The sequence below is a fragment of the Streptomyces lienomycini genome (genome assembly GCF_027947595.1).
Taxonomy (GTDB): domain Bacteria; phylum Actinomycetota; class Actinomycetes; order Streptomycetales; family Streptomycetaceae; genus Streptomyces; species Streptomyces lienomycini.
Map to the genome: position 1 here is coordinate 2,018,550 of NZ_CP116257.1, position 20,727 is coordinate 2,039,276.

The 20,727-nt window shown below is 72.7% G+C and carries 21 protein-coding genes; 11 read left to right on the plus strand and 10 right to left on the minus strand.

The genetic code is table 11. The annotated features are described in order from the left end of the window. Positions 1–30 precede the first annotated feature (30 nt). Positions 31–666: a TetR/AcrR family transcriptional regulator gene (locus BJ961_RS09330; RefSeq protein WP_271320836.1), complete on the minus strand. Its 636-nt coding sequence runs from the start codon at positions 664–666 to the stop codon at positions 31–33. A 171-nt stretch (positions 667–837) separates the two neighbouring features. Here BJ961_RS09330 and BJ961_RS09335 point away from each other — a divergent pair, with 171 nt between their 5' ends. Further along, complete coding sequence (locus BJ961_RS09335) at positions 838–1,896, plus strand: hypothetical protein (RefSeq protein ID WP_271320837.1); 1,059 nt, start codon at positions 838–840, stop codon at positions 1,894–1,896. 40 nt (positions 1,897–1,936) lie between these two features. Here the strand turns inward: BJ961_RS09335 and BJ961_RS09340 are convergent, their stop codons facing one another. Then, on the minus strand, positions 1,937–2,569 hold the full coding sequence (locus BJ961_RS09340) for a TetR/AcrR family transcriptional regulator (protein ID WP_271320838.1): 633 nt from the start codon (positions 2,567–2,569) through the stop codon (positions 1,937–1,939). 155 nt (positions 2,570–2,724) lie between these two features. Between BJ961_RS09340 and BJ961_RS09345 the strand changes: the two genes are divergently transcribed. Next, on the plus strand, positions 2,725–3,438 hold the full coding sequence (locus tag BJ961_RS09345; protein ID WP_271320839.1) for an SDR family NAD(P)-dependent oxidoreductase: 714 nt from the start codon (positions 2,725–2,727) through the stop codon (positions 3,436–3,438). Positions 3,439–3,474: 36 nt separating this feature from the next. On the opposite strand, the gene BJ961_RS09350 is transcribed toward BJ961_RS09345, so the two are convergent. Beyond that, positions 3,475–4,467 carry an Lrp/AsnC family transcriptional regulator gene (locus BJ961_RS09350; protein WP_271320840.1) on the minus strand — a complete coding sequence of 331 codons (993 nt, stop codon included), beginning with the start codon at positions 4,465–4,467 and terminating at the stop codon, positions 3,475–3,477. Positions 4,468–4,657: 190 nt separating this feature from the next. Between BJ961_RS09350 and BJ961_RS09355 the strand changes: the two genes are divergently transcribed. Beyond that, positions 4,658–6,220: an MFS transporter gene (locus tag BJ961_RS09355; RefSeq protein WP_271417004.1), complete on the plus strand. Its 1,563-nt coding sequence runs from the start codon at positions 4,658–4,660 to the stop codon at positions 6,218–6,220. A 38-nt stretch (positions 6,221–6,258) separates the two neighbouring features. Here the strand turns inward: BJ961_RS09355 and BJ961_RS09360 are convergent, their stop codons facing one another. The 5 genes from BJ961_RS09360 to BJ961_RS09380 are packed head-to-tail and all read right to left on the minus strand — an operon-like array spanning position 6,259 to position 10,976. Then, complete coding sequence (locus BJ961_RS09360) at positions 6,259–6,909, minus strand: CoA transferase subunit B (protein WP_271320841.1); 651 nt, start codon at positions 6,907–6,909, stop codon at positions 6,259–6,261. Beyond that, the gene (locus BJ961_RS09365; RefSeq protein WP_271320842.1) at positions 6,906–7,658 is read right to left on the minus strand and encodes a CoA transferase subunit A; all 753 of its coding nucleotides are present in this window, start codon (positions 7,656–7,658) and stop codon (positions 6,906–6,908) included. The genes BJ961_RS09360 and BJ961_RS09365 overlap by 4 nt, the downstream gene beginning before the upstream one ends. Continuing rightward, the gene (gene fahA, locus BJ961_RS09370) at positions 7,658–8,863 is read right to left on the minus strand and encodes a fumarylacetoacetase (protein WP_271320843.1); all 1,206 of its coding nucleotides are present in this window, start codon (positions 8,861–8,863) and stop codon (positions 7,658–7,660) included. Before fahA ends, BJ961_RS09365 begins: the two co-directional genes overlap by 1 nt. Then, entirely contained in the window at positions 8,860–9,777 is a 918-nt protein-coding gene (locus BJ961_RS09375) for a hypothetical protein (RefSeq protein WP_381157117.1), read from the minus strand. The genes fahA and BJ961_RS09375 overlap by 4 nt, the downstream gene beginning before the upstream one ends. Next, the gene (locus tag BJ961_RS09380; RefSeq protein WP_271320844.1) at positions 9,774–10,976 is read right to left on the minus strand and encodes a homogentisate 1,2-dioxygenase; all 1,203 of its coding nucleotides are present in this window, start codon (positions 10,974–10,976) and stop codon (positions 9,774–9,776) included. The genes BJ961_RS09375 and BJ961_RS09380 overlap by 4 nt, the downstream gene beginning before the upstream one ends. Positions 10,977–11,326: 350 nt before the next feature. Between BJ961_RS09380 and BJ961_RS09385 the strand changes: the two genes are divergently transcribed. Beyond that, entirely contained in the window at positions 11,327–11,998 is a 672-nt protein-coding gene (locus tag BJ961_RS09385) for an IclR family transcriptional regulator (RefSeq protein WP_271320845.1), read from the plus strand. Positions 11,999–12,018: 20 nt separating this feature from the next. Here BJ961_RS09385 and BJ961_RS09390 read toward each other — a convergent pair whose 3' ends face one another. Further along, positions 12,019–12,681: an IclR family transcriptional regulator gene (locus BJ961_RS09390; protein ID WP_328661532.1), complete on the minus strand. Its 663-nt coding sequence runs from the start codon at positions 12,679–12,681 to the stop codon at positions 12,019–12,021. A 209-nt stretch (positions 12,682–12,890) separates the two neighbouring features. Here BJ961_RS09390 and BJ961_RS09395 point away from each other — a divergent pair, with 209 nt between their 5' ends. From BJ961_RS09395 to BJ961_RS09425, 7 genes are all read left to right on the plus strand, one after another. Beyond that, positions 12,891–13,346 carry a nuclear transport factor 2 family protein gene (locus BJ961_RS09395; protein ID WP_271320847.1) on the plus strand — a complete coding sequence of 152 codons (456 nt, stop codon included), beginning with the start codon at positions 12,891–12,893 and terminating at the stop codon, positions 13,344–13,346. Between the two features lie 71 nt (positions 13,347–13,417). Further along, positions 13,418–14,761 (plus strand): MFS transporter, encoded by a 1,344-nt coding sequence (locus tag BJ961_RS09400; protein WP_271320848.1) that lies wholly within the window; start codon positions 13,418–13,420, stop codon positions 14,759–14,761. Continuing rightward, complete coding sequence (locus BJ961_RS09405; RefSeq protein ID WP_271320849.1) at positions 14,758–15,573, plus strand: SDR family NAD(P)-dependent oxidoreductase; 816 nt, start codon at positions 14,758–14,760, stop codon at positions 15,571–15,573. Before BJ961_RS09400 ends, BJ961_RS09405 begins: the two co-directional genes overlap by 4 nt. A 143-nt stretch (positions 15,574–15,716) precedes the next feature. Beyond that, positions 15,717–16,550, plus strand: a complete 834-nt coding sequence (locus tag BJ961_RS09410; protein WP_271320850.1) for an SDR family NAD(P)-dependent oxidoreductase — start codon at positions 15,717–15,719, stop codon at positions 16,548–16,550. Continuing rightward, positions 16,543–18,009 carry an FAD-dependent oxidoreductase gene (locus BJ961_RS09415; protein WP_271320851.1) on the plus strand — a complete coding sequence of 489 codons (1,467 nt, stop codon included), beginning with the start codon at positions 16,543–16,545 and terminating at the stop codon, positions 18,007–18,009. The genes BJ961_RS09410 and BJ961_RS09415 overlap by 8 nt, the downstream gene beginning before the upstream one ends. After that, positions 18,006–18,512, plus strand: coding sequence for a nuclear transport factor 2 family protein (locus BJ961_RS09420; protein WP_271320852.1), 507 nt, complete (start codon positions 18,006–18,008; stop codon positions 18,510–18,512). The genes BJ961_RS09415 and BJ961_RS09420 overlap by 4 nt, the downstream gene beginning before the upstream one ends. A gap of 173 nt (positions 18,513–18,685) precedes the next feature. Further along, positions 18,686–19,360 carry a phosphatase PAP2 family protein gene (locus BJ961_RS09425; RefSeq protein ID WP_271320853.1) on the plus strand — a complete coding sequence of 225 codons (675 nt, stop codon included), beginning with the start codon at positions 18,686–18,688 and terminating at the stop codon, positions 19,358–19,360. A 12-nt stretch (positions 19,361–19,372) separates the two neighbouring features. Here the strand turns inward: BJ961_RS09425 and BJ961_RS09430 are convergent, their stop codons facing one another. Beyond that, the gene (locus BJ961_RS09430) at positions 19,373–20,725 is read right to left on the minus strand and encodes a glutamate-1-semialdehyde 2,1-aminomutase (RefSeq protein WP_271320854.1); all 1,353 of its coding nucleotides are present in this window, start codon (positions 20,723–20,725) and stop codon (positions 19,373–19,375) included. Positions 20,726–20,727: the final 2 nt, after the last annotated feature.

Below are 20,727 nucleotides of genomic sequence, written 5' to 3' on the forward strand. Positions count from 1 at the left end.
CCGCCTCGCGGCCTCCGCCCCGGCGCATGATCACGACTGGCGCGGGCCCTGCGGGGCCGATGCGCTCCCGCGCGGGCTCCGTCCACGGACCAGGGGCAGGAAGACCTCGTCGACGATCTCGGCGAGGACGGCGTCGGGCACAGTCGGGACCCCGAGCGTCACGTACTCGTTGCGCAGCAGCGCCATGGGCGTGTACGCGACTCGGGGGTGCAGTGCCTCGGGTGCGGCGTCTCCGCGGGCGACCGCCCGCCCGAGGAGGGTCAGCCACGCCGCCTCGTGCGCGCTCTCCGCCGCCGGGTCACGCAGTTCGGCCAGCAGCTCGGGAGTGCTGCCGGCCGCCGCGATCAGACCGCGCAGGATCTCCCCGTACGGTGACGACCAGGTGCTGTTCGCGCGCCGCAGCATCTCCAGGGTGTCGCCGCGCAGCGAGCCGGTGTCCGGCAGCACGGTCCCGGTCGCGGCCAGCCGGCGGTACGCCGCCACGCCGAGCGCGACGCGGTGGGGCCAGCGCCGGTACAGCGTGTTCTTGTTCGTCCCGGCCCGCCGGGCCACCTCGTCCATCGTCAGCGCCGGGACGCCGGACTCCGTCAGCACATCGGCGGCCGCTCGCAGGATGGCCTCCTCCAGCTCGGCCCCGCGTCGCCGCGTCGCCGGGGTCCGTCGCACTTCCTTCCGGGCTCGCGCCACCGGCCGTCCTCTCTCGCGCCGCACATCTGGACCTACGGTACGCAGCGTACTTTCCGGCGTCCCGTGCGTCCCTTCGTCCGCCGCTCACAAGGTACGGTGAGTACCTAATACGGTACGGCGTGTACCGTACATCGTGAGGAGAGCACCGTCGTGCGCACCTTCGGCATCACCTACGACACCGGTTTCACCACCGCGGGAACCACCACCCGCGAACCCTTCGACCCCGCCGTCGTCCGCCGCGAGATGCGGATCGTCCGCGAGGAGCTGGGCTGTGACGCCGTACGGGTCACCGGCGGCATCCGCGACCGGCTCGAAACGGCCGCGCGCCACGCGGCGGAAGTCCAACTGGAGGTCTGGTACTCGCCGTTCACCAACGGCCTCACCACCGGAGAACTCCTCGACTTCCTCGCCGACGGCGCCGAACGCGCCGAACGGCTACGACGTGACGGTGCCGAGGTCGTCTTCCTCACCGGATCGGAGATCTCCCTCTTCACCGTCGGCATGCTCCCCGGCGACACCTTCGAGGAACGGGCCGCCGTCCTCGCCGACCCCCAGCGGTTGCGGGCCGCACTGCCCGGCTTGCCGGCCCGGGTCAACGCCTTCCTCGGTGAGGCGGTCGCGGCGGTACGCGCCCGGTTCGGTGGACGCGTCGGGTACGCCTCCCTGCCGTTCGAGGGCGTCGACTGGACCCCGTTCGACCTCGTCGCCACCGATGCCGGCTACCGCGACGCGCAGACCGCCGACCGGCTCGCCGACGGCCTGCGGGCGTTGACCGCACACGGCAAGCCGGCCGCCGTCACGGAGTTCGGCTGCACCACCTACCGCGGGGCCGCCGACGTCGGCGGCCGGGGAGACGCCGTCATCGCCTGGGACGACCGTGCCCGTCCGGTGCGGTTCACCAGCCCCGTGGCCCGGGACGAACGGGAACAGGCCGACTACCTGCGTGAACTCATCGACGCCATGGACGAGTCCGCCGTCGACGCGGCCTTCGTCAACACCTTCGCCCGCTACGACCTCCCGCACGCGGGCGCCGACGACGACCGTGACTTCGACAAGGCGTCCTTCGGCGTGGTCAAGGTCCTCGACGGGGGCCGCACCGGAACCGCGTACCCCGGCCTGCCCTGGGAGCCCAAGGCCGCCTTCCACACGCTCGCGAAGTACGGCCGCAGCCGGAACCGCCCCGGCTCCGGCCCGACCGCGGCAGGGTGACGACCGAGGCGGCGCGGCCCGGTCGCGCCGCTCGGTCGGTTCACCCCTTGCCGGGCAGTCCCCCGAGGGCGTCCTCGACCTGACGGCGCGTCAGCCGGCTCGCGGGCAGGGGCGTGCGGGCGGCCTCGGTGCGCAGCCCGTCCAGGAGGTAGGCGACCTGGCGGCGCCAGGCGTTCGGGGCGGCCGCGGCGGTGGCGCGGGCCAGCAGGTTGTTGGCGGCGAAGGCGAACACCAGGTCCGCATCGGTGAAGTCGGGGCGCAGGACGCCGGCTTCGTGGGCCCTCCCGACGATCCGCCGTGCCGCGTCCATGCTCTGGCCGCAGACGGCCATCAGTCGCTCCGCGCCCGGACAGCGCCCACCGACCACGTCGGCGACGGCGGGGTCGGTCGCCTGGAGTTCGCAGAGCTTCTCGACGTAGTGCGCGAACCCGTCCCAGGCGTCGTCGATGGCAAGGGCCTGCTGGGCGACCTCGTTCAGGCGGCGCGTGGCACGGTCGGCCACCACCTCGTCGATGAGGGCCTCACGCGTGCCGAAGAGGTTGTAGAGCGTGCCATGGCTCACGCCGGCCCGCCTGGCGATCTCCTTGAGCGGCACGTGCAGGCCGCGCTCCTGGAACAGTTCGGCGGCGGCTGCTCGCAGCTTCTCCGCGTTCCGTCGCGCGTCGGCTCGCATGTGCTGGTTCCTCCTGGTCCTGGCCCGGCGCCCGGTCTCGCCGCGTCCCGCCCGACAGCATAACTTGACCCAGGGGTCAATTTGAGTGTTACGGTGAGGCCATAAGTTGACCCCTTGGTCAATTTCATGGACGGCTGGAGTAAGGAGCTTCCCCCATGTCCAAAGTGATCGCCGTCTTCGGGGCGGGCACCGGCCTCGGCGCCTCCGTCGCCCGCCGCTTCGGCCGCGAGGGCATGCGCGTCGCCCTGGTGGCGCGGCGCCGCGAACGTGTGGACGCCCTTGCCGAGCAGTTGGCCGCGGACGGCATCGAAGCGGCCGGTTTCACCGCCGACCTGGGCCGGCCCGCCGAGGTGTCGGCGCTGATCGACAGCATCCGCGAGCGCTTCGGCCGTATCGACGTGATCGAGTACGGGCCGTTCAGCACCGAGCAGAGCCTCACCCCGGCCGCCCGGACGGACGCCGCCGTGCTGGAGAAGGGCCTGTCCCTGTTCCTGCTGACGCCCGTGGAGGTGGTGCGCGCGATGCTGCCGGAATGGACCGAGCGGGGAGACGGCGCCTTCCTCCTGACCACCGGCGTCACGGCCGTCCACCCCGTGCCGGGACTGAGCGGGCCCGCTCCCCTCGGCGCCGCCGCCCGCAACTACCTCTACTCCCTCCACGGCGAACTCGCCGGCGCGGGCATCTACGCCGGGACCCTCTCCGTCGGCGCGACGATCGCCCGCAGCGAGATGAGCGCACTTCTCGCCGGGGCCGGGACCTCGGGATCGACCGGTGGGTTCCCGGTCGTCGACCCCGACGAACTCGCCGAGCAGTACTGGGACATGTACACCAGGCGCGACCGGATCGAGCAGCTTCACCCGCAGCCCTGAAGCACGCCGCCGGTCCGCCTGCCGCGCAGCCGCCCCTCACCGGGGCGGTGCGATCAGGCGTCCCTGGTAGACGAGCGAGGCGGCCTTCTTGAGGGTGCGCAGGCGGACGCTGACCGTGTATCCGGTGACCCCGGGCACGGTCGCCAGGTGGCGGCTGAGCCAGTCGTAGAAGTCCGTGGTGTCCGTGCACATGACGATCGCCATCAGGTTCTGGTCCCCGGTCGTGGCACAGGCGAAGACGACCCGGGGGAGCGCGGCCACGGCCGAGCCCGTTTCGTGCAGTCGTGCGGGGGAGGTGTTCAGCCAGACCGCGGCGCTGAAGGGGTAGCCCAGTTTCTCCAGGGCCAGGTCCACGTCGTAGAACAGGGTGCCCGAGCGCTCCAGCACCTCCAGTCGTCGCGCGACCCGTCCCGTGGTCCAACCGGTGCGGTCGGCGAGCGTGGCCTGGCTCGCCCGGCCGTCCTCGGCGAGCGCGGCGAGCAGCGCGGCGTCCTCCTCGTGCGGTTCGACCGGCGGGCCCTGCGGTGTCGTCGCGGGCGGGTGGTGCGCGCGCAGGGACCGCACCGCCTCCTCGGGGAGCGAAGGGCCGAGCCGCCTCCAGTCGGCGCCCGGCGGGGAGTAGGTGTGCAGCGTCATCCGGGTGTCGATCTCCAGGACCCCCGGGGTGCGGGCGAGTTGGCGCAGCACTTCCGGCATCCGCCCCTCGTGGGGTGTCGCCATCGAGCACACGATCTCCGAGCCGCCGAAGGAGATGTGCGCGAAGGAGACCTCGGGAAGCCGTGTCAGCGCCTCGGCGCACGCGTCGATCCGGTCGGGGCGCAGCGAGATCCGGACCACGCTCGCCGCCAGGCCCTGCACCGCCGGGTCGACGAGGCCCACCACCCGCACCGTCCCGGTGCGGCGCATGGTCCGGTAGCGGCGCGCGACGGTCTGTTCCGAGGCTCCCACCACCTCTCCGACCAGCCGGAACGGCGCCCGGGGTGTGATGTGCAGCGCATGGAGGATATGGCTGTCCAGGGTGTCGAGCATGGAGCAATTATGGGCTGATCTGCCTTGAGGCGCAGGTTTCCTCCGTTCCCGTGCTCCGGGTTTCATGGAAATGTCGACGGCGGTGGAGACTCGATCGTCTGTTCCCCGCGCCGGGCCCCGGCGCCGCGAAGGAGTTGTGTTGTCCCAGTCACCGCCCTCAGCCGCGCCGCATCGCGGTGCGACCATCGTCATGGCCTGCCTCGGGGTCTTCGTCGCCTACCTGCCGGTGACCAGCGTCTCGGTGAGCCTGACCGCCATCCAGTCGGCGCTGTCCACGACCACCTCGCAGCTCGCCTGGGTGTCGGACGCCTTCGTGCTGCCGATGGCGGCCTTCATCCTCACCGCCGGGGTCTTCGGCGACGTGCACGGCCGGCGCAAGGTCTTCGTCGCCGGGCTGGTGCTCTCCGCCGTCGGCGCGGCCACGTCGCTCACCGCCCACTCGATCGGCCAACTGTGGACCGGGCAGGCGCTGTCCGGGCTCGGCGCCGCCGCGCTGCTGCCCACCACACTGGCCCTCATCAGCCACGCCGTACCCGACCACCGGGAACGCGGGAAGTTCATCGGGATCTGGGCGATGTGCCTGCTGGGCGCGCTCGCCGTCGGCGGTGTGCTCGCCGGGACGATCCTCAGCCACGTCAGCTGGCGCTGGATCTTCCTCGTACCGCTGCCCGTCGCCCTCGTCGCCGTCGGCATATCGCTGCGGGTCCTGCCCGAGTCCCGCGCGCCCCGCGCCGGGCGGCTCGACTGGCCCGGGCAGATCACCGCCGCGCTCGCCATCAGCGCCCTCGTCTACGGCGTCATCGAGGGAGGCGCCGGTTCCTTCGGCGACATCCAGGTCGTCGCCGCGCTCGCCGTCGCCGTCGTCAGCGGGGCCCTCTTCGTCCTCACCGAGCGGCGCTCCGCCCACCCGATGCTCGACCTCGCGCTCTTCCGCAGTCCGGGCTTCACCGCCACGACCCTCGTCGCCATGATCATGTTCCTGGGCATGATCGGCTTCTTCTTCGTGCTGAGCCTCTACTTCGGCATGGTCCAGCGGCTCGACACGCTCGGCACCGCCTGGCGGCTGCTCGTGATCACCGGGGCCGCGCTGGTCGTCAGCGGTGTCGCCGGGCGCGTCATGCACCGGCTCTCACCGCGGCTCATGATCACCACGGGTCTGCTCATGATGACCGCGGCCATGCTCACCCTGCTCGGCGCCGACGCCGGTACCTCCTTCGGCTCGCTGTCCTGGCGGCTGTTCCTGCTGGGGCTCGGCATGGGGCTGGTGACGACGCCGATGACGGCCACCGCCGTCGCCTCCGTGCCGCACCCGCTGGCCGGGATGGCGGCCGCCGGCAACAACGCCTTCCGCCAGGTCGGTGGAGCGCTCGGCCCCGCCGTGCTCGGCGCCCTCCTCACCGGCCGTGCCGTCTCCTCCCTCCCCGGCCACCTCGCCGACGCGGGCGTGAACGGCCCGCTGGCCGACCAGGTCACCGACGCGACGCGGGACGCCGGGCTCGGAGCGGTGGGCTCGATGACCCTCGGACCGAGGGCCGGCCAGGTCTGGGGCGCGGTCGGTGACGCCTTCCTCGACGGCATGCGCCTGTGCCTGATCGTCTCGGCGGGCCTCACGTTCCTGGCGGCGGTGCTCGCCTTCGTCCTCCTCCGCCCCGGCCTGGGACGCGGGCGCACGGTGAGCGTCGCCGGCGAACCAGCCGCGCAGGTGCCCGGCGGTGCGGACCGGCGCGAAGTCGGCACGGGCTCACCCGCCTGACGGGGGCAGCCCCCTCCGCGACGGGCCGCACTCCCTCCCTAGCCGAGCCGCGGTGCGACGCCGACTTCCACGGCGGGTTCCGTCTTGGCGCGCAGTTCCTCCAGGGTGACCCCCGGGGCGAGTTCGACGAGGCGCAGTCCGCCGGGGGTGACGTCGAGGACGGCGAGATCGGTGATGACGCGCTGGACGACACCGCGTCCGGTGTAGGGGAGCGAGCACTCGTCGAGGATCTTGTACGAGCCGTCCTTGGCGAGGTGCTCCATGAGAACGATGACGCGGGCGGCGCCGTGGACCAGGTCCATGGCGCCGCCCATGCCCTTGACCATCTTGCCGGGGATCATCCAGTTCGCGATGTCACCCTTCGCCGACACCTGCATGGCGCCCAGCACCGCGGCGTCGATCTTGCCGCCCCGGATCATGCCGAAGCTGGTAGCGGAGTCGAAGAACGAGGCACCGGCGCGGACGGTGACGGTCTCCTTGCCCGCGTTGATCAGGTCGGGATCGACCTCGTCCTCGGCCGGGTAGGGGCCGGTGCCGAGGATGCCGTTCTCGGACTGGAGCACCAACTCCACGCCCTCGGGAATGTAGTTGGGCACCAGGGTCGGCAGACCGATGCCGAGGTTGACGTAGTCCCCGTCGGACAGCTCCGCCGCGGCGCGGGCCGCCATCTGCTCGCGGGTCCAGCTCATCGCACCGTCCTCTTCTCGATCCGCTTGCCCGCCGCCTGCTCCGGCGACAGGGCCACGACACGGTGTACGTAGACGCCGGGCAGATGCACCTGATCGGGGTCGAGTTCACCGGGTTCGACCAGTTCCTCGACCTCCGCGACGCAGACCCGGCCCGCCATGGCGGCCACCGGGTTGAAGTTCCGGGCGGCCTTGTCGAACACGAGGTTGCCGTGCCGGTCCCCGCGTGCGGCCCGCACCAGCGCCGCATCGGCCACGACGGCACGCTCCAGCACATAGGCGCGGCCGTCGAACTCCTGGGTCTGCTTGGCCGGCGAAGCGATCTCGACGCCGCCCGCGCCGTCGTACTTCCAGGGCAGGCCGCCGTCGGCCACCTGGGTGCCGACACCGGTGGCGGTGAAGAACGCGGGGATGCCCGAGCCGCCGGCCCGGAGCCGCTCGGCGAGCGTGCCCTGCGGGGTGAGTTCGACCTCCAGTTCACCGGCGAGGTACTGCCGGGCGAACTCCTTGTTCTCTCCCACGTAGGACGCCACGATCCGGCGGATGCGGCCGGCGCCGAGCAGGAGACCGAGCCCCCAGTCGTCGACGCCGGCGTTGTTGGAGACGACTTCGAGCCGGTCGGCGCCCGAGCGGAGTACGGCGTCGATCAGTACGGCGGGGATGCCGCACAGGCCGAAGCCGCCCACCGCCAGGGTCGCCCCGGAGCGGATGTCCTGGACCGCCGCGTCGGCGGAGGCGACCACCTTGTCCATCAGACCTCCCCGCCGTGCCGCGCGGCGACGACGCGGCCCCGCGCCTCGCCGAAGCCGATGCGGGTGCCGCCCGGTCCTGGAGCGGTGGCCCGCAGCACCACCTCGTCACCGTCCTCCAGGAACGTCCGCTCCTGCCCGGCGACCGTCACCGGCTCCGCACCGCCCCAGGTCAGCTCGATGAAAGCGCCGCGCTGCTCCTTGGCGGGCCCCGAGACGGTGCCCGAGGCGAACAGGTCACCGGTGCGCGTGGGCGCTCCGTTGACCGTGAGGTGGGCCAGCATCTGCGCCGGCGACCAGTACATGGCGGAGTACGGCGGCCGCGACACCACCTGCCCGTTCCACTCGACCTCCAGGTCGATGTCCAGGCCCCAGGGCCGGTCGAGGGCGAGGTAGGGCAGGACCGCGGGCTCCTGGACCGGGGTGGGGACCTTCGCCTCCCGCAGGGCCGACAGCGGCACGACCCACGGCGAGACGGTCGAGGCGAACGACTTGCCCAGGTTGGGGCCGAGCGGCACGTACTCCCACGCCTGGATGTCCCGCGCGGACCAGTCGTTGAAGAGGACGACGCCGAAGAGGTGCTCCTCCGCCCGCTCGACCGCGACGGGCTCGCCGAGAGCGCTGCCGGTGCCGACCACGAAACCGAGTTCGGCCTCGATGTCGAGCCGTACCGACGGTCCGAACACCGGTGCCGGGTCGTTCGGGCTCTTGCGCTGTCCGGCGGGGCGGACGATGTCGGTTCCGGAGACCACGACCGAGGCCGCCCGGCCGTGGTAGCCGACCGGGAGGTGCTTCCAGTTCGGCATGAGCGGCTCGGGGTTGTCCGGGCGGAACAGCCGCCCGAGGTTCGCCGCGTGGTACTCGGAGGCGTAGAAGTCGACGTAGTCGGCCACCTCGAACGGCAGACGCAGGCTCACGTCGGCGGCCGCGTGGACCGCGTCGCGGGGCACGTCCCCGCTCAGGGCGGTGGTGAGCGCGGCGCGCACCTCGGCCCAGCGGGCGTGGCCCTGGGCCATGAACGGGTTCAGCGACCCACTCGCGAACGTGTCGTCGCCCAGCAGCAGGGCGAGGTCGACGACGTGCTCGCCGTAGCGGGTGCCGACGCGGGGCTCCCGGCCGGGCAGCGAGTACACCCCGTACGGCAGGTTGTGGATGCCGAACAGGTCGTCCGGGGGTACGGCGAGGCGGACGGTGGGGGATGCGGTCACAGGAGGTCCTTGGTCAGGTCGGGGGCGAGCAGGCCGAGAGCCGCGAGCTCCGTGACCGGCTCGGCGATGGAACAGGTGCCGAACGAGCGGAAGGCTTGGCGGACTTCGGGGGACAGTGCGGCGACGAGGGCGGCGACCGCGGGCGCGTCGCGTTCGGCGAGGACCGCCGCTGTCTCCTCCTCGGTGGCGCCGTCCAGCGCGGCTCCGGTGGCCGCGAGCAGGTTGAGGTGGCCGTGCTGCTCGGACCGGGTCCGCGGGTCGGTGTTGCGCACCGCGTGGTGCAGCCCCGCCGTGGCCTTGAACGCGACCTTCGCGCGTACCGCGAGGAGTACGGCGTGGGCGAGTTCCCTCTCGTCCGGATACAGGTCGGCCCGTGTCCCGCCGGTGCGGAACTTCGCGAGGCAGGGGGAGTCGGCCAGGCGGCCGATCAGCTCGGCACGACGCTCGTCGCGCGGCACCTCCACGTACACGGTCACTCCGGCCGGGTCACCCGTGGTGAGGGGGCGCAGGGCGGCGGACAGCCGGGGCACGACCTCCGCGGCGGGCATGCCGTCGGGAACGGCGACCTCGAGGACGCGCAGTCGGGCCCCCGGCACCGCGCCGGCCGACGCGAGGGCTGTCGCCGCCTCGTCGGGAGAGGGCACCGTGACCGCGATCTCCACATGGTCGGCGGGGCGGCCGGCCGTCAGCTCCGCCAGCTCGGCCAGTCGGGCCCCCGGCAGCACGAGGGGTCCGACGAGCGGCGCGTGGGCGGCGGAGCGGTGCCCGACGTGCGCCGGCACCGCCGCGGCCAGCGGCATGTCACCGGGCGGGAACACCGCGGCGTCGTCACAGAACGAGGCGAAGAGGCGCGGCGGGATCGTCCCGGGACCGGGATCGGGACCGGGGCCGGGGCCGGGGCTGTCGGCTGTCACTTCGCCGCTCCGTTGCCGCCCTTGGCCCAGGAGTAGGCGTAGACACCGTCGTCGCAGTCGCGAGCCGCCTCACCGAGTTCCAGCGGGCGGAAGGTGTCCACCATGACGGCCAGCTCGTCGAAGAACTCCGCCCCGATGGCGCGCTCGTAGGCTCCGGGCTGCGGCCCGTGCGGGTGGCCGCCGGGGTGCAGGCTGATCGAGCCCTGCCCGATGCCGGAGCCCTTGCGGGCCTCGTAGTCACCGCCGCAGTAGAACATCACCTCGTCCGAGTCCACGTTCGAGTGGTAGTACGGCACCGGGATGGCGAGCGGGTGGTAGTCGACCTTGCGCGGCACGAAGTTGCAGACGACGAAGTTGGCGCCCTCGAAGACCTGGTGCGCCGGCGGCGGCTGGTGGACCCGGCCCGTCAGGGGCTCGAAGTCGCGGATGCTGAAGACGTAGGGGTACAGGCAGCCGTCCCAGCCGACGACGTCGAAGGGGTGGTGGGGCAGCGTGTGCACCGTGCCCGCGATCCCGCCCGGACCGCTGCCGCGGTGCTTGATGTACACCTCGACGTCCCGCCCCTCGACGATCCTCGGGGCCTCGGGGCCGCGCAGGTCCCGTTCGCAGAAGGGGGCGTGCTCCAGGAGCTGCCCGTAACGCGAGAGGTAGCGCCTGGCGGGCGTGATGTGGGAGTTCGCCTCGATGGCGTACAGCCGCAACGGCCCGTCCGGGACGATCCGGTACGTCGTCGCGCGCGGGACGACGACGTAGTCGCCCTCGCCCACCGGCAGGTCCCCGAAGACGGTCTCGACCCGCGCCGTTCCGGCCTCGACGTAGAGGCACTCGTCGCCGATCGCGTTGCGGTAGTAGGGGCTGGCCGTGTCGGCGAGGACATAGGAGAGCCTGACGTCGCCGTTGCCCAGCAGCAGCCGCCGCCCGGTGACCGCGTCGATCCCCGAAGCGCCGTCGGGAAACAACTGGTGCGTGAAGAGATGGCGCGGTGTCAGGGGGTGGTTCGGGACGAGTGACTGGTCCGGCAGCTCCCAGGTGCGGAACTCGGCGATCGAGGACGGGATGTGCACGTGGTAGAGGAGAGAGGAGTCGGACGAGAAGCCCTCCTCGCCCATCAGCTCCTCGAAGTACAGCGATCCGTCGGGGGCGCGGTGCTGGGTGTGGCGCTTCGGGGGGACGTTCCCCGCCATGCGGTAGTACGGCATGCCTGTCCATCTCCTGTCGGCAGTTCGTCCCTGTCGCCGCACACCCGGGACGGCGGCCGTCGGCGGCGCCGGGGCAGGTGCCGGGCAGGTGTGGGGAGCGGGGAAGGGCTGCGGGCCGCACGGCGCGACCGGTGACTCTGTGCCGGGACTTGTGCGCCTGGCGCACAAACTTGTGCGGTGTCCGCAACTTCTCTGCAACATAGTTCGAGTCCGGAACGCGGTCAAGGGCTGCCGCGCCCTGACCGGCCGGCCCGCCGGACGGGGGAGGTGGCTAACCTTCGAGTGCCCGTACTCCCTGCCCGGAGCCGCGGCGCAGTGCGCCCCCGCAGCGAACACAGGAGGAAGCCGGCGTGCCCACCTTGCAGAGTCTGGACCGCGGCCTCCGCGCCCTGAGCCTCATCTCCCTCGCCCCGGAGGGACTCGCGGTCGCGGAGATCGCCGCGCGGCTCGGCACCGACCGGGCGACCGCGTACCGCATCGTCGACACGCTGGAGCAGCACGCGCTGGTGACCCGGGGCGTGGGGAAGAAGATCAGGCTGGGGGCCGGGGCGGTGGTCTTCGCGAGCCGTTTCCAACCCCAGTTGATCCGCGCGGCCGGACCGGTCCTCCAGGAACTCGCCGACGCCGCCGGGGTGGCCGCCTTCCTCTCCCTGGCGCAGGGCGACGACGAGTGCGTCCCCGTGCTGTCCGCGGAACCCGCCCGGCAGACGATCCTCCAGGTCGGCTACCGCATCGGCGCGAGCCACCCGCTGACCAGGGGCGCCAACGGCATCGCCATCCTGGCGCTCCGGCCGGCGGCGGCAAACGACTCCGAGGCCGTGGGACGGGCCCGGGACGACGGGTACAGCGTCACCGCCGGGGAACTCCAGCACGGCGCCGTCGGGGTGGCCGCGGGATTCGAGGTGCCGCACCTGCTCGGCGGCTCGGTCGGCGTGGTCGCCATGGAGCAGGTCGACATCGCCCGGCTCGGTGAGCTGGTGCGCGAGGCGGCCACCCGGCTCGCCCGGCTCGGTCGCGCCTGACGGGGCAAGGGCGGGGGCGTTCAGTCGAGCAGCTCGCCCAGGCCCTTCGCCGCGCGGGCGACCGTGGCGCCGAGCCGGCCGAGGTCGGTGTACTCGAAGACCGAGATGCCGATGCTGGCCGAAGCCGTGCCGTCGCGCGCGGGGACGGCGGCGGAGATGCCGGTCACGGCGGGGATGACCTCGCCCTCGGTGACCGCGTACCCGTTGGCGCGGGCCTCGGTGACCTCGGCGCGCTCCCCCTCGCGGTGCGGGCCGTGGGCGAGCAGGGCGATGCCGCCTGAGCCGCGTTCGATGGAATGGGTCTGACCGGGCCGGAAGGACACGTGGACGAGGGCGCCGCGCGGCTCCACCACCATGAGCGCCCGCATCTGCGCCGCGCCGTCCCGGACCAGCAGGTGCGCGGTGGCCCCGGTGGTCTCGGCCAGCTCGTCCAGGACCGGGCGGGCCAGGGTCCGCAGATCCTGCTGCACGGGTTCGGCCAGGGACACCAGACCGGTGCCGAGGACGATCCGGCGCTGGTGGTCGCGGCGGCACAGCTGATGCGCCTCCAGGGTCCGCACCAGGCGGTGCGCGACCGTGCGGTGCACGGAGACGGCCTCCGCCAGTTCGCTGACGGTCAGGCCCAGCGGATGCTCCGAGAGGACTCTGAGGATCAGCAGTCCGTGGTGGAGCGTCTTGGACATGCCTGCGTCCAGCTCGGGGGCCGACCAGGTGAGCGAGGGTGGGGTCACGAATTCATCCCTTGACGGGTTTCAGCCAGCTACCTATGCTCCCATTCATTATTAGCACAGGCCGTGCGAATATCGCACATGATCATGATGTGCGGCAAGCTCTCCACTCCGGCCGTTCGGACGACCGCCGGAGCTGGACCACGAGCCGAACGGATCCCCGCATGAACCCCAACGTGCCCGGGCCTGTCGCCAGTGCCCGGCTGGCCGAAATCCACCAGCTGTACCACCTCCAGAGCCACCTCATCGACGGCGGCCGTGCCGGGGCATGGGCAGCGACCTTCACCCCGGACGGCAGCTTCGCCTCACCCACCTATCCGGCACCGGTGACCGGCACCGCCGCGCTGACCGCGTTCGCGGAGCGGTTCGCCGCGGGCTGCGCCGCAGACCGCACGGTGCGCCGGCACGTGGTCAGCAACGTGGCGGTGACGGGCGACGACGGGGACGGAACGCTGCGGGTGGAGGCCTATCTGCAGATCGTCGCGACGCCCGCGGGCGGGACACCGCACACCGAGCGGTTCACCAGCCTCACCGACCGGGTCGTCCACGACGGCGAGGGCTGGCGCGTCGCCACCCGTGTCGTACGCCGCGACGACGCCCCCCTCGACACCCGGGCCTGACGCCGAGGCGGTGCCCGCCCATGACACACACCGCTCGAACTTCCGCTTCCGCGCGTCCTAAGGAGCGATTCATGGCAGACCTGGCAGCCGACCCGACGCCGACGAACCAACAGACGAAGGCTTCCTCCGCAACCGGTGCGAAACCCACGTCCACCCTGAAGGTCATCCGGGCGGCGATCCTCGGGACCGTCGTCGAGTACTACGACTTCGGCATCTACGGCTACATGGCCACCCTGCTCGCGACGCACTTCTTCGTCGAGAGCAACCCGAACACGGCACTGCTCTCGACCTTCGCCGCCTTCGCGGTGGCCTTCTTCCTCCGGGCACCCGGCGGCATCCTGTTCGGCCACATGGGCGACAAGTACGGCCGCAAGAAGGCGCTCACCTGGACCATCCTGCTGATGGCCGTCGCCACCACCGGCATCGGGCTGATCCCCTCGTACGCCACGCTCGGCCTCTGGGCGACGTGCCTGCTGGTGCTGTGCCGCTGTGTCCAGGGCTTCGCGGCCGGCGGCGAACTCGGCGGCGCCAACGCGTTCGTGGCCGAACACGCCCCGGCCCACCGCCGGGCGTTCCACACCTCGTTCGTCAACACCGGCACGTATCTCGGCTCGCTCGTCGCCTCGCTGGTCGCCCTGGTGCTGACCTCGGCCGTCAGCGAGGAGACCCTGCACGACTGGGCCTGGCGCATCCCCTTCCTGCTCAGCCTGGTGATCGGCCTGATCGGCCTCTACATCCGCAGCCAGCTGCCGGAGACCGAGCAGTTCGAGGCCGTTCAGGAGAGCGACTCCGTCGAGGTGGCCAAGTACCCCGTGGCCGACGTGTTCGCCCACGCCTGGCGCCAGATCGTGCTGGTCATCCTCCTCGGGGCGCTGATCGTCGGCGGCTACTACGTGTCCGGCGTGTACGCCGCCAGCTACCTCCAGACCGAGGGCGGCCGCTCGGCCGACTTCGCCTTCACCTCCACGTGCATCGCCATGGTCACCGCGGTGATCAGCCTTCCCATCGCCGGTTACGTGGGCGACCGCATCGGCCGCCGCCCCGTGTTCTTCTTCGGCAGCGGCGTCACGGCGGTCATCGCGCTCCCGGCCTTCATGGTGATGCGCGACGGCGGTCCGGTGGCCGCGGTCGTCGCCCAGTGCTCGCTCAACTTCTTCATCGGACTGGTCAACGGCGTCTCGTTCGCGGCGTACGCCGAGATCTTCCGGGCCCGCTACCGCTACACCGGCATCGCGATGAGCAACAACGTCACCAACATGGCGCTCGGCGGCACGGCCCCCTTCATCGCCACGCTGCTGATCAACGTCACCGACAACAACCTCGCACCGGCGGGTTACCTCATCGCGACCGCCGTCATGACCTTCGGCGCCACCTTCTTCCTCAAGGAGACCCGCGGAAAGGAGCTGCAACTGTGAGCCGCGCACCGGTCGGACGACGCAGGTTCGAAGACTGTTCGGTCGTGGTCACCGGCGCCGCCGGGGGCCTGGGCCGGGCCGACTGCCTCGCCCTCGCCGCCGAGGGCGCCCACGTCTGGGTCGCCGACATCGACGTGGACGCCGCCGAGGCGCTCGTCCCCGAACTCGCGGCGGCCGGCGGCTCGGGGCGGTCCGTCCGCCTCGACGTCGCCGACGCCGACTCCTGGGCCGCGCTCGCGCGGGAGGTGGAGGCCGCCGGGCCGCTCCACGGCCTGGTCAACAACGCCGGCGTCAGCCTGCGCGCGGGCATCGCCGACACCACCGTCGAACAGTGGCGGCGCGTCATGGACATCAACCTGTCCAGCGTCTTCTACGGCCTCAAGACCCTCACCCCCGCGCTCGCCCGGGGAGCGGAGGACGGCGGCGCCGCGGTCGTGAACGTCTCCTCCATCGCCGGCATGGTCGGCTACTTCTCCGCCACCTACGGCACCAGCAAGTGGGGCGTCCGCGGACTGTCGAAGGTCGGCGCGCTCGAACTCGCCGCGCTCGGCGTCCGCGTCAACTCACTGCACCCCGGCCTCACCGCCACCCCGCTGCTCCACCAGGCCCCCGACACGTCCTTCGTGGACGAGAGCGTGCGGTCGGTCCCGGCGGGCCGGCTCGCGACCCCGCAGGAGATCGCGCGCGTGGTCGCGTTCCTGCTCTCCGACGACGCCGCGTACGTCACCGGCGAGGAAGTCGTCGTCGACGGCGGGCTGACCTCCGGCGGGCTCTACCACCGCATCCTCGCGGGACTCGCGGAGAAGCCGTAGACGCCGTAGACGCCTTGCCCGGCGTCGACACCGTACGAACCCAGCGCCACCACACACGCCACACGGACCACGCCCACGGAGCAGACCCCACGCACCCCACGCACCCCACGCACCCCACGCACCCCGCACCCGAAGGAGCTCCCATGACCACCCAGGCACCCGACGGAAACCCCGGCCGCGTCAACTACGACGCCCTGCCCGCGATCAACCCGGAACTGGTCGGCCGCACCGTCGTCGTGACCGGCGCCGGCCGCGGCATGGGCGCCCTCTTCCTCGAGGAGCTGGCACGCCGAGGCGTCAACGGCGTCGGCGGCGACCTCGACCAGGAGGAGATGGCCACCGTCGCCGAGAAGATCAACGCCAACCTCGCCGGTACCAGCGGCGCGGGCCGCGTGGTCGGCGTCGGCGCCGACGTCACCGACCCGGCCGCCGGCGACACCCTGGTCGCCACCGCGCTGCGCGAGTTCGGCCGGCTCGACCTGTGGGTCAACAACGCCGGCGTCTTCCCGCAGGCCGAGTTCACCGACATCACGCCCCAGCAACTCGCCCTCACCTACGGCGTGAACGTCAACGGAGTCGTGTACGGCGGGCAGGCGGCCGCCCGGCACTTCCGCACCGTCGGCGGCGGCGCCATCGTCAACATGGCCTCGGTCGCCGCCGTGCGCGCACGGCCGACCCGGGCCACGTACAACTCCTCGAAGGCCGCCGTACGGCACCTCACCACCTGCATGGCCGTCGAGCTGGGCCCCGACAACATCCGGGTGAACTCCATCGCCCCGGGCTACATCGACACCGAGATGACCCGCTGGATCCGCGAGGACCGGGCCGCGATGGACCGGGCGCTCACCACCGTCCCGCTGCGCCGGATCGGCGCCCCCATGGAGGTGTTCGGCGCCCTGTACTTCCTGCTCTCGGACAGCGCCCGGTACATCACCGGCACCAGCATCCCGGTGGACGGCGGTTCGCAGCATGTCTGAGGCCCGCACCGTGGAGAACGACTACGACGTCATCGTGGTCGGCGCCGGAGGCGCCGGCCTGGCGGCCTCGGTCGCCGCCGCGCAGGCCGGCGCGCGTGTGCTGCTGCTGGAGGCCGAGGACGAGATCGGCGGGTCCACCCAGCTCTCCGCCGGACTGCTGACCGCCTCGGCCACCAGCGTCCAGGAGAGCCTCGGGGTCGAGGACTCGCCGCGGCGCATGTTCCAGCACTACATGGACCTGAACGGCTGGCGGGTCCGCCCCGGCCCGGTCCGGATGTTCTGCGAGGAGTCCAGCTCCGTCGTGGAGTGGCTGCTCGAACTGGGCGTCGAGATACCCGCGCAGGTCTCGCGCAGCGCCCACGAGCCGGGCCTGACCCGGGCCGGGGTGGAGGACGTCTGGCGGGGCCACGTGCCCAAGGACCAGGGTTACGGGCTGGTCCAGGTGCTCGACCGGGCCCGCGCCCGGCTCCAGGTCGACCTGGCCCTCGGCAGCCGGGTGGAGGACCTGCTGGTCCGGGACGGCGCCGTCCGCGGCGTCGTCCTGGGCGGCGAGGAGGCCACCGCGGCCGCCGTCGTCATCGCCAGCGGCGGCCTGGCGGCCGACGCGGAACTGGTCCGCCGGTTCCTTCCCGACGCCGACACCGCCGGCGACGCGCTCTTCGTGGTGGCCGCGCCCGGCTCGCGGGGCGACCACGTCGGCATCGCCGAACGGCACGACCTGGCGCTGTTCGGCCAGGGCTGGGGCCTGCTCCTGGTCACCGCCGAGTTCCAGCGCCAACACCACTGGCAGAGCGGTTTCCCGCCCGCCTCACGCGTCAACATCGGCCTCGACGGCCGCCGTTGCATGGACGAGGACGCCCCCTACGCGGTCAGCCCCGGCATCCTCAAGGACCACGGCGGCTGGGTCTGGTCCGTGTTCGACGACCACGCCCGCGCCTCGCTGCCCCCCGGCTACGCCGACTGGGACGCCGACCGGATCCTGGAGGAGGTCGCCAAGGGCGTCGTCCTGCGCGCCGACACCCTCGAGGAACTCGCGGACCTGATGGACGTGCCCGCGGACCACCTGGTCGCGAGCGTCACGCGTTTCAACCGGCTCTTCGCCGAGGGCGTCGACGAGGACTTCCTGCGCCACGAGTCGCTCGCGGCCAAGGGCGCCGACCCGCACCTCGCGCCGATCGCAGCCGGACCGTTCCACGCGGTGCGGATGCTCCCCGCCGAACTGGTCTGCACCCACACCGGCCTCGAGGTGGACGCCCGGACCAGAGTGCTGCGCACCGACGGCCGGGCCCTGCCGGGCCTGTACGCGGCCGGTGAGGCCGCCGGCGGCATCCTCGGCGAACGCTACGTCGGCGGCGGCAACTCCGTCGCCCACGCGCTGGTACTCGGCCGGGTCGCCGGACGCGAGGCGGCGGCCCGCGCGGCCGAACCGTCCCCCCGGGCCGAGGAGGTCCCCGCATGAGCCGCGCCGACGACCGCTTCGAGATCCAGGGCGTCCTGTTCCGGTACGCCAGGGCGGTGGACCGGCTGGACCACGACGCCGTCGCCGCCTGCTACTTCGACGACGCGGTCGACGTCCACGGCGGCTACACGGGCGGCGCCGCCGGGCTCGTCGAGGACATCCGAGACCGCCACCGCACCATCGACTCCTCCCAGCACTTCGTCTCCAACGTGCTCGTGGAGTTCACCGGGGAGCACAGCGCCGACGTCGAGTCGTACTGCCTGTGCTTCCTGCGGCAGGCGCCCGCCGAACCCGGCGGGGAGCAGGACCTCGCCATCATCCGGTGCCGGTACGTCGACCGGTTCGAGCGGCGCGACGGTTCCTGGGGCATCGCCGACCGGGTCGTCGTGTTCGACGAGTCCCGGACCGTCCGCATGACCGACGGCCTCGACCCCGCCTGGGTCGCTTCCAGGCGCGACAGGTCGGACCCCGTGTACGGCCGGGGACACCGCGGCGCCGTGTAGCGTCGGGACGACAAGGCGGGGGCGGACGGGACGTTCCGGGCACGCACGCCACGGAAGTCGCCGGGCTTCGTCGGGAAGCCGCTGGGAGAGGTGTCAAGGTGAATCTGACGTCGGGCATCGCGGGAGAGCCGTACCGGACCGCCTTCGTCGGCCACGCCGCCAGGTAGGGGACGGTGGGCCTCTTAGGACTGATCGCGGTCCTCGCGGCGCTGGTCGTCGTCGTGGTCGGGGTGGTGTACGCCGGCCACGGCGGGCCCGGCGCGGTGGACGTGTGGGTGCAGACGCGGGTGGACGGGGTGGGGGCGCCGTGGCTGCACGTCGCCCGGGCCACGGACTTCCTGGGCGAGCCCGTGGGAGCGGTGCTGCTGGTCGGGGGCGCCGTGGCGGGCTGCCTGCTGCTGCGGCGACCTCGCGCGGCGGTGCTCCTCGTCGTCGGGGTGGGCCTGAGCGTGGGGGCGACGCGAGCGGTCAAACCGCTGGCCGGGCGCACCATCCACGACGGGAACCTGGCCTACCCGAGCGGCCACACCGCCTTCCTCACCGCGTTCGCCCTCGTGGCGGCCCTGCTCGCGGCCAGCCGCCTCCGCCTCGGCACGGCGGCCGGCACCTCGCTCGTGCTGGGCGCGGCGCTGGTCGCCGGGGGCACGATGGGCTGGGCGCAGGTCGCCCTGGGCTCGCACTACCCGACCGACACGCTCGGCGGTCTGTGCACCGCGCTGGCGCTGGTACCCGCCGCCGCCCGGCTGGTCGACCGGACGGCGGACCGGACGGCCGGCCGTATGGCCGGCCGGAGAGCGGAACGCGCGGCCCGCCGGACGGCCGACACCCGTCAGTCCGAGTACCGCTGACGGGTCCTCACCTCACGCTCGGCGGCGGAACACCGGCTTCACCGGCCGCCCGGCCACCCACGGCGTGGGATCACCGGCGTCCAGCGCCTTCCGGTACACCGCGCACGCCTGGGCCACCACGTCGACCGTGTGATCGATGTCCGCGTCCTCGAGCGCGCCGCTCACCACGAACGACGGGGCCAGCACCCCGCCCGCGAGGAGCTGACGCAGGAACAGCGTGCGGTACGGCTGCGAGGGCCGCCCGGCGCCGTCGAGGGTGGCGAAGACCAGGTTGCTGGCCCGGCCCCGGACGACGACGTGGTCGCCGACACCCATGCTCGCCGCCGCCTCGCGGACACCGGCGGCCAGCCGCTCGCCGAGAGCGTGCAGCCGGGCCGTGACGCCCTCCTCCACGTAGGTGCTCTGCACGGCCATCGCGGCCGCCAGCGAGTGGGTCTCCGCCCCGTGTGTCGTGGACAGCAGGAACACCCGGTCACCGGAGTGCCGCAGCCCGCCCCACTCCATCAGCTCGCGGCGCCCGGCCAGCGCCGAGACGGCGAACCCGTTGCCCAGCGCCTTGCCGAACGTGGAGAGGTCGGGGACGACGCCGTACAGGCCCTGCGCACCCGCCTCGGACCAGCGCAGACCGGTGATCATCTCGTCGAAGACCAGGACGCAGCCGTGCCGGTCGGCCAGTTCGCGCAGGCCGGAGAGGTAGCCGGGGGGCGGCTCGGTGTGGGCGGCGGGCTCCAGGACCAGGCAGGCGACCTCGTCCCGGTGCCGGGTGAGCAGATCCTCCGCGGCGGCCAGGTCCCCGTACGGGAAGGACACGGTGAGGTCGGTGATCGCCGCCGGGATGCCGGCGGACATCGGGGTGGTGCCGATGAACCAGTCGTCGACGGAGAAGAACGGATGGTCCGCGCAGACGGCCACCCGCGGTCGGCCGGTGACGGCACGGGCGAGGCGCACCGCGGCGGTGGTGACGTCGGAGCCGTTCTTCGCGAACTTCACCATCTCCGCGGTCGGCACCGTGGTCAAGAAGCGTTCCGCGGCCTCGACCTCCACGACGGAGGGCCGGACGAAGTTGCTGCCGCGGTCCAGTTCGCGCCGCACCGCCTCGGTCACGCGGGGGTGCGCGTGACCGAGGCTGACCGAGCGCAGGCCGGAGCCGTACTCGACGTAGCGGTTGCCGTCGACGTCCCACACGTGGGCGCCGCGGCCGTGGCTGATGACCGGGGCCAGGCCCTCGGGGTACTGGTCGTCGCCCTTGGCGTAGGTGTGCGCGCCTCCGGGCACCAGGGCGTGCAGCCGCTCGTTGAGCGCCCGCGAGCGGGGCAGATCCAACCCGTCGGCCCCGCGGGTCACTTGGGTCGCTTCGGTGTCCACGG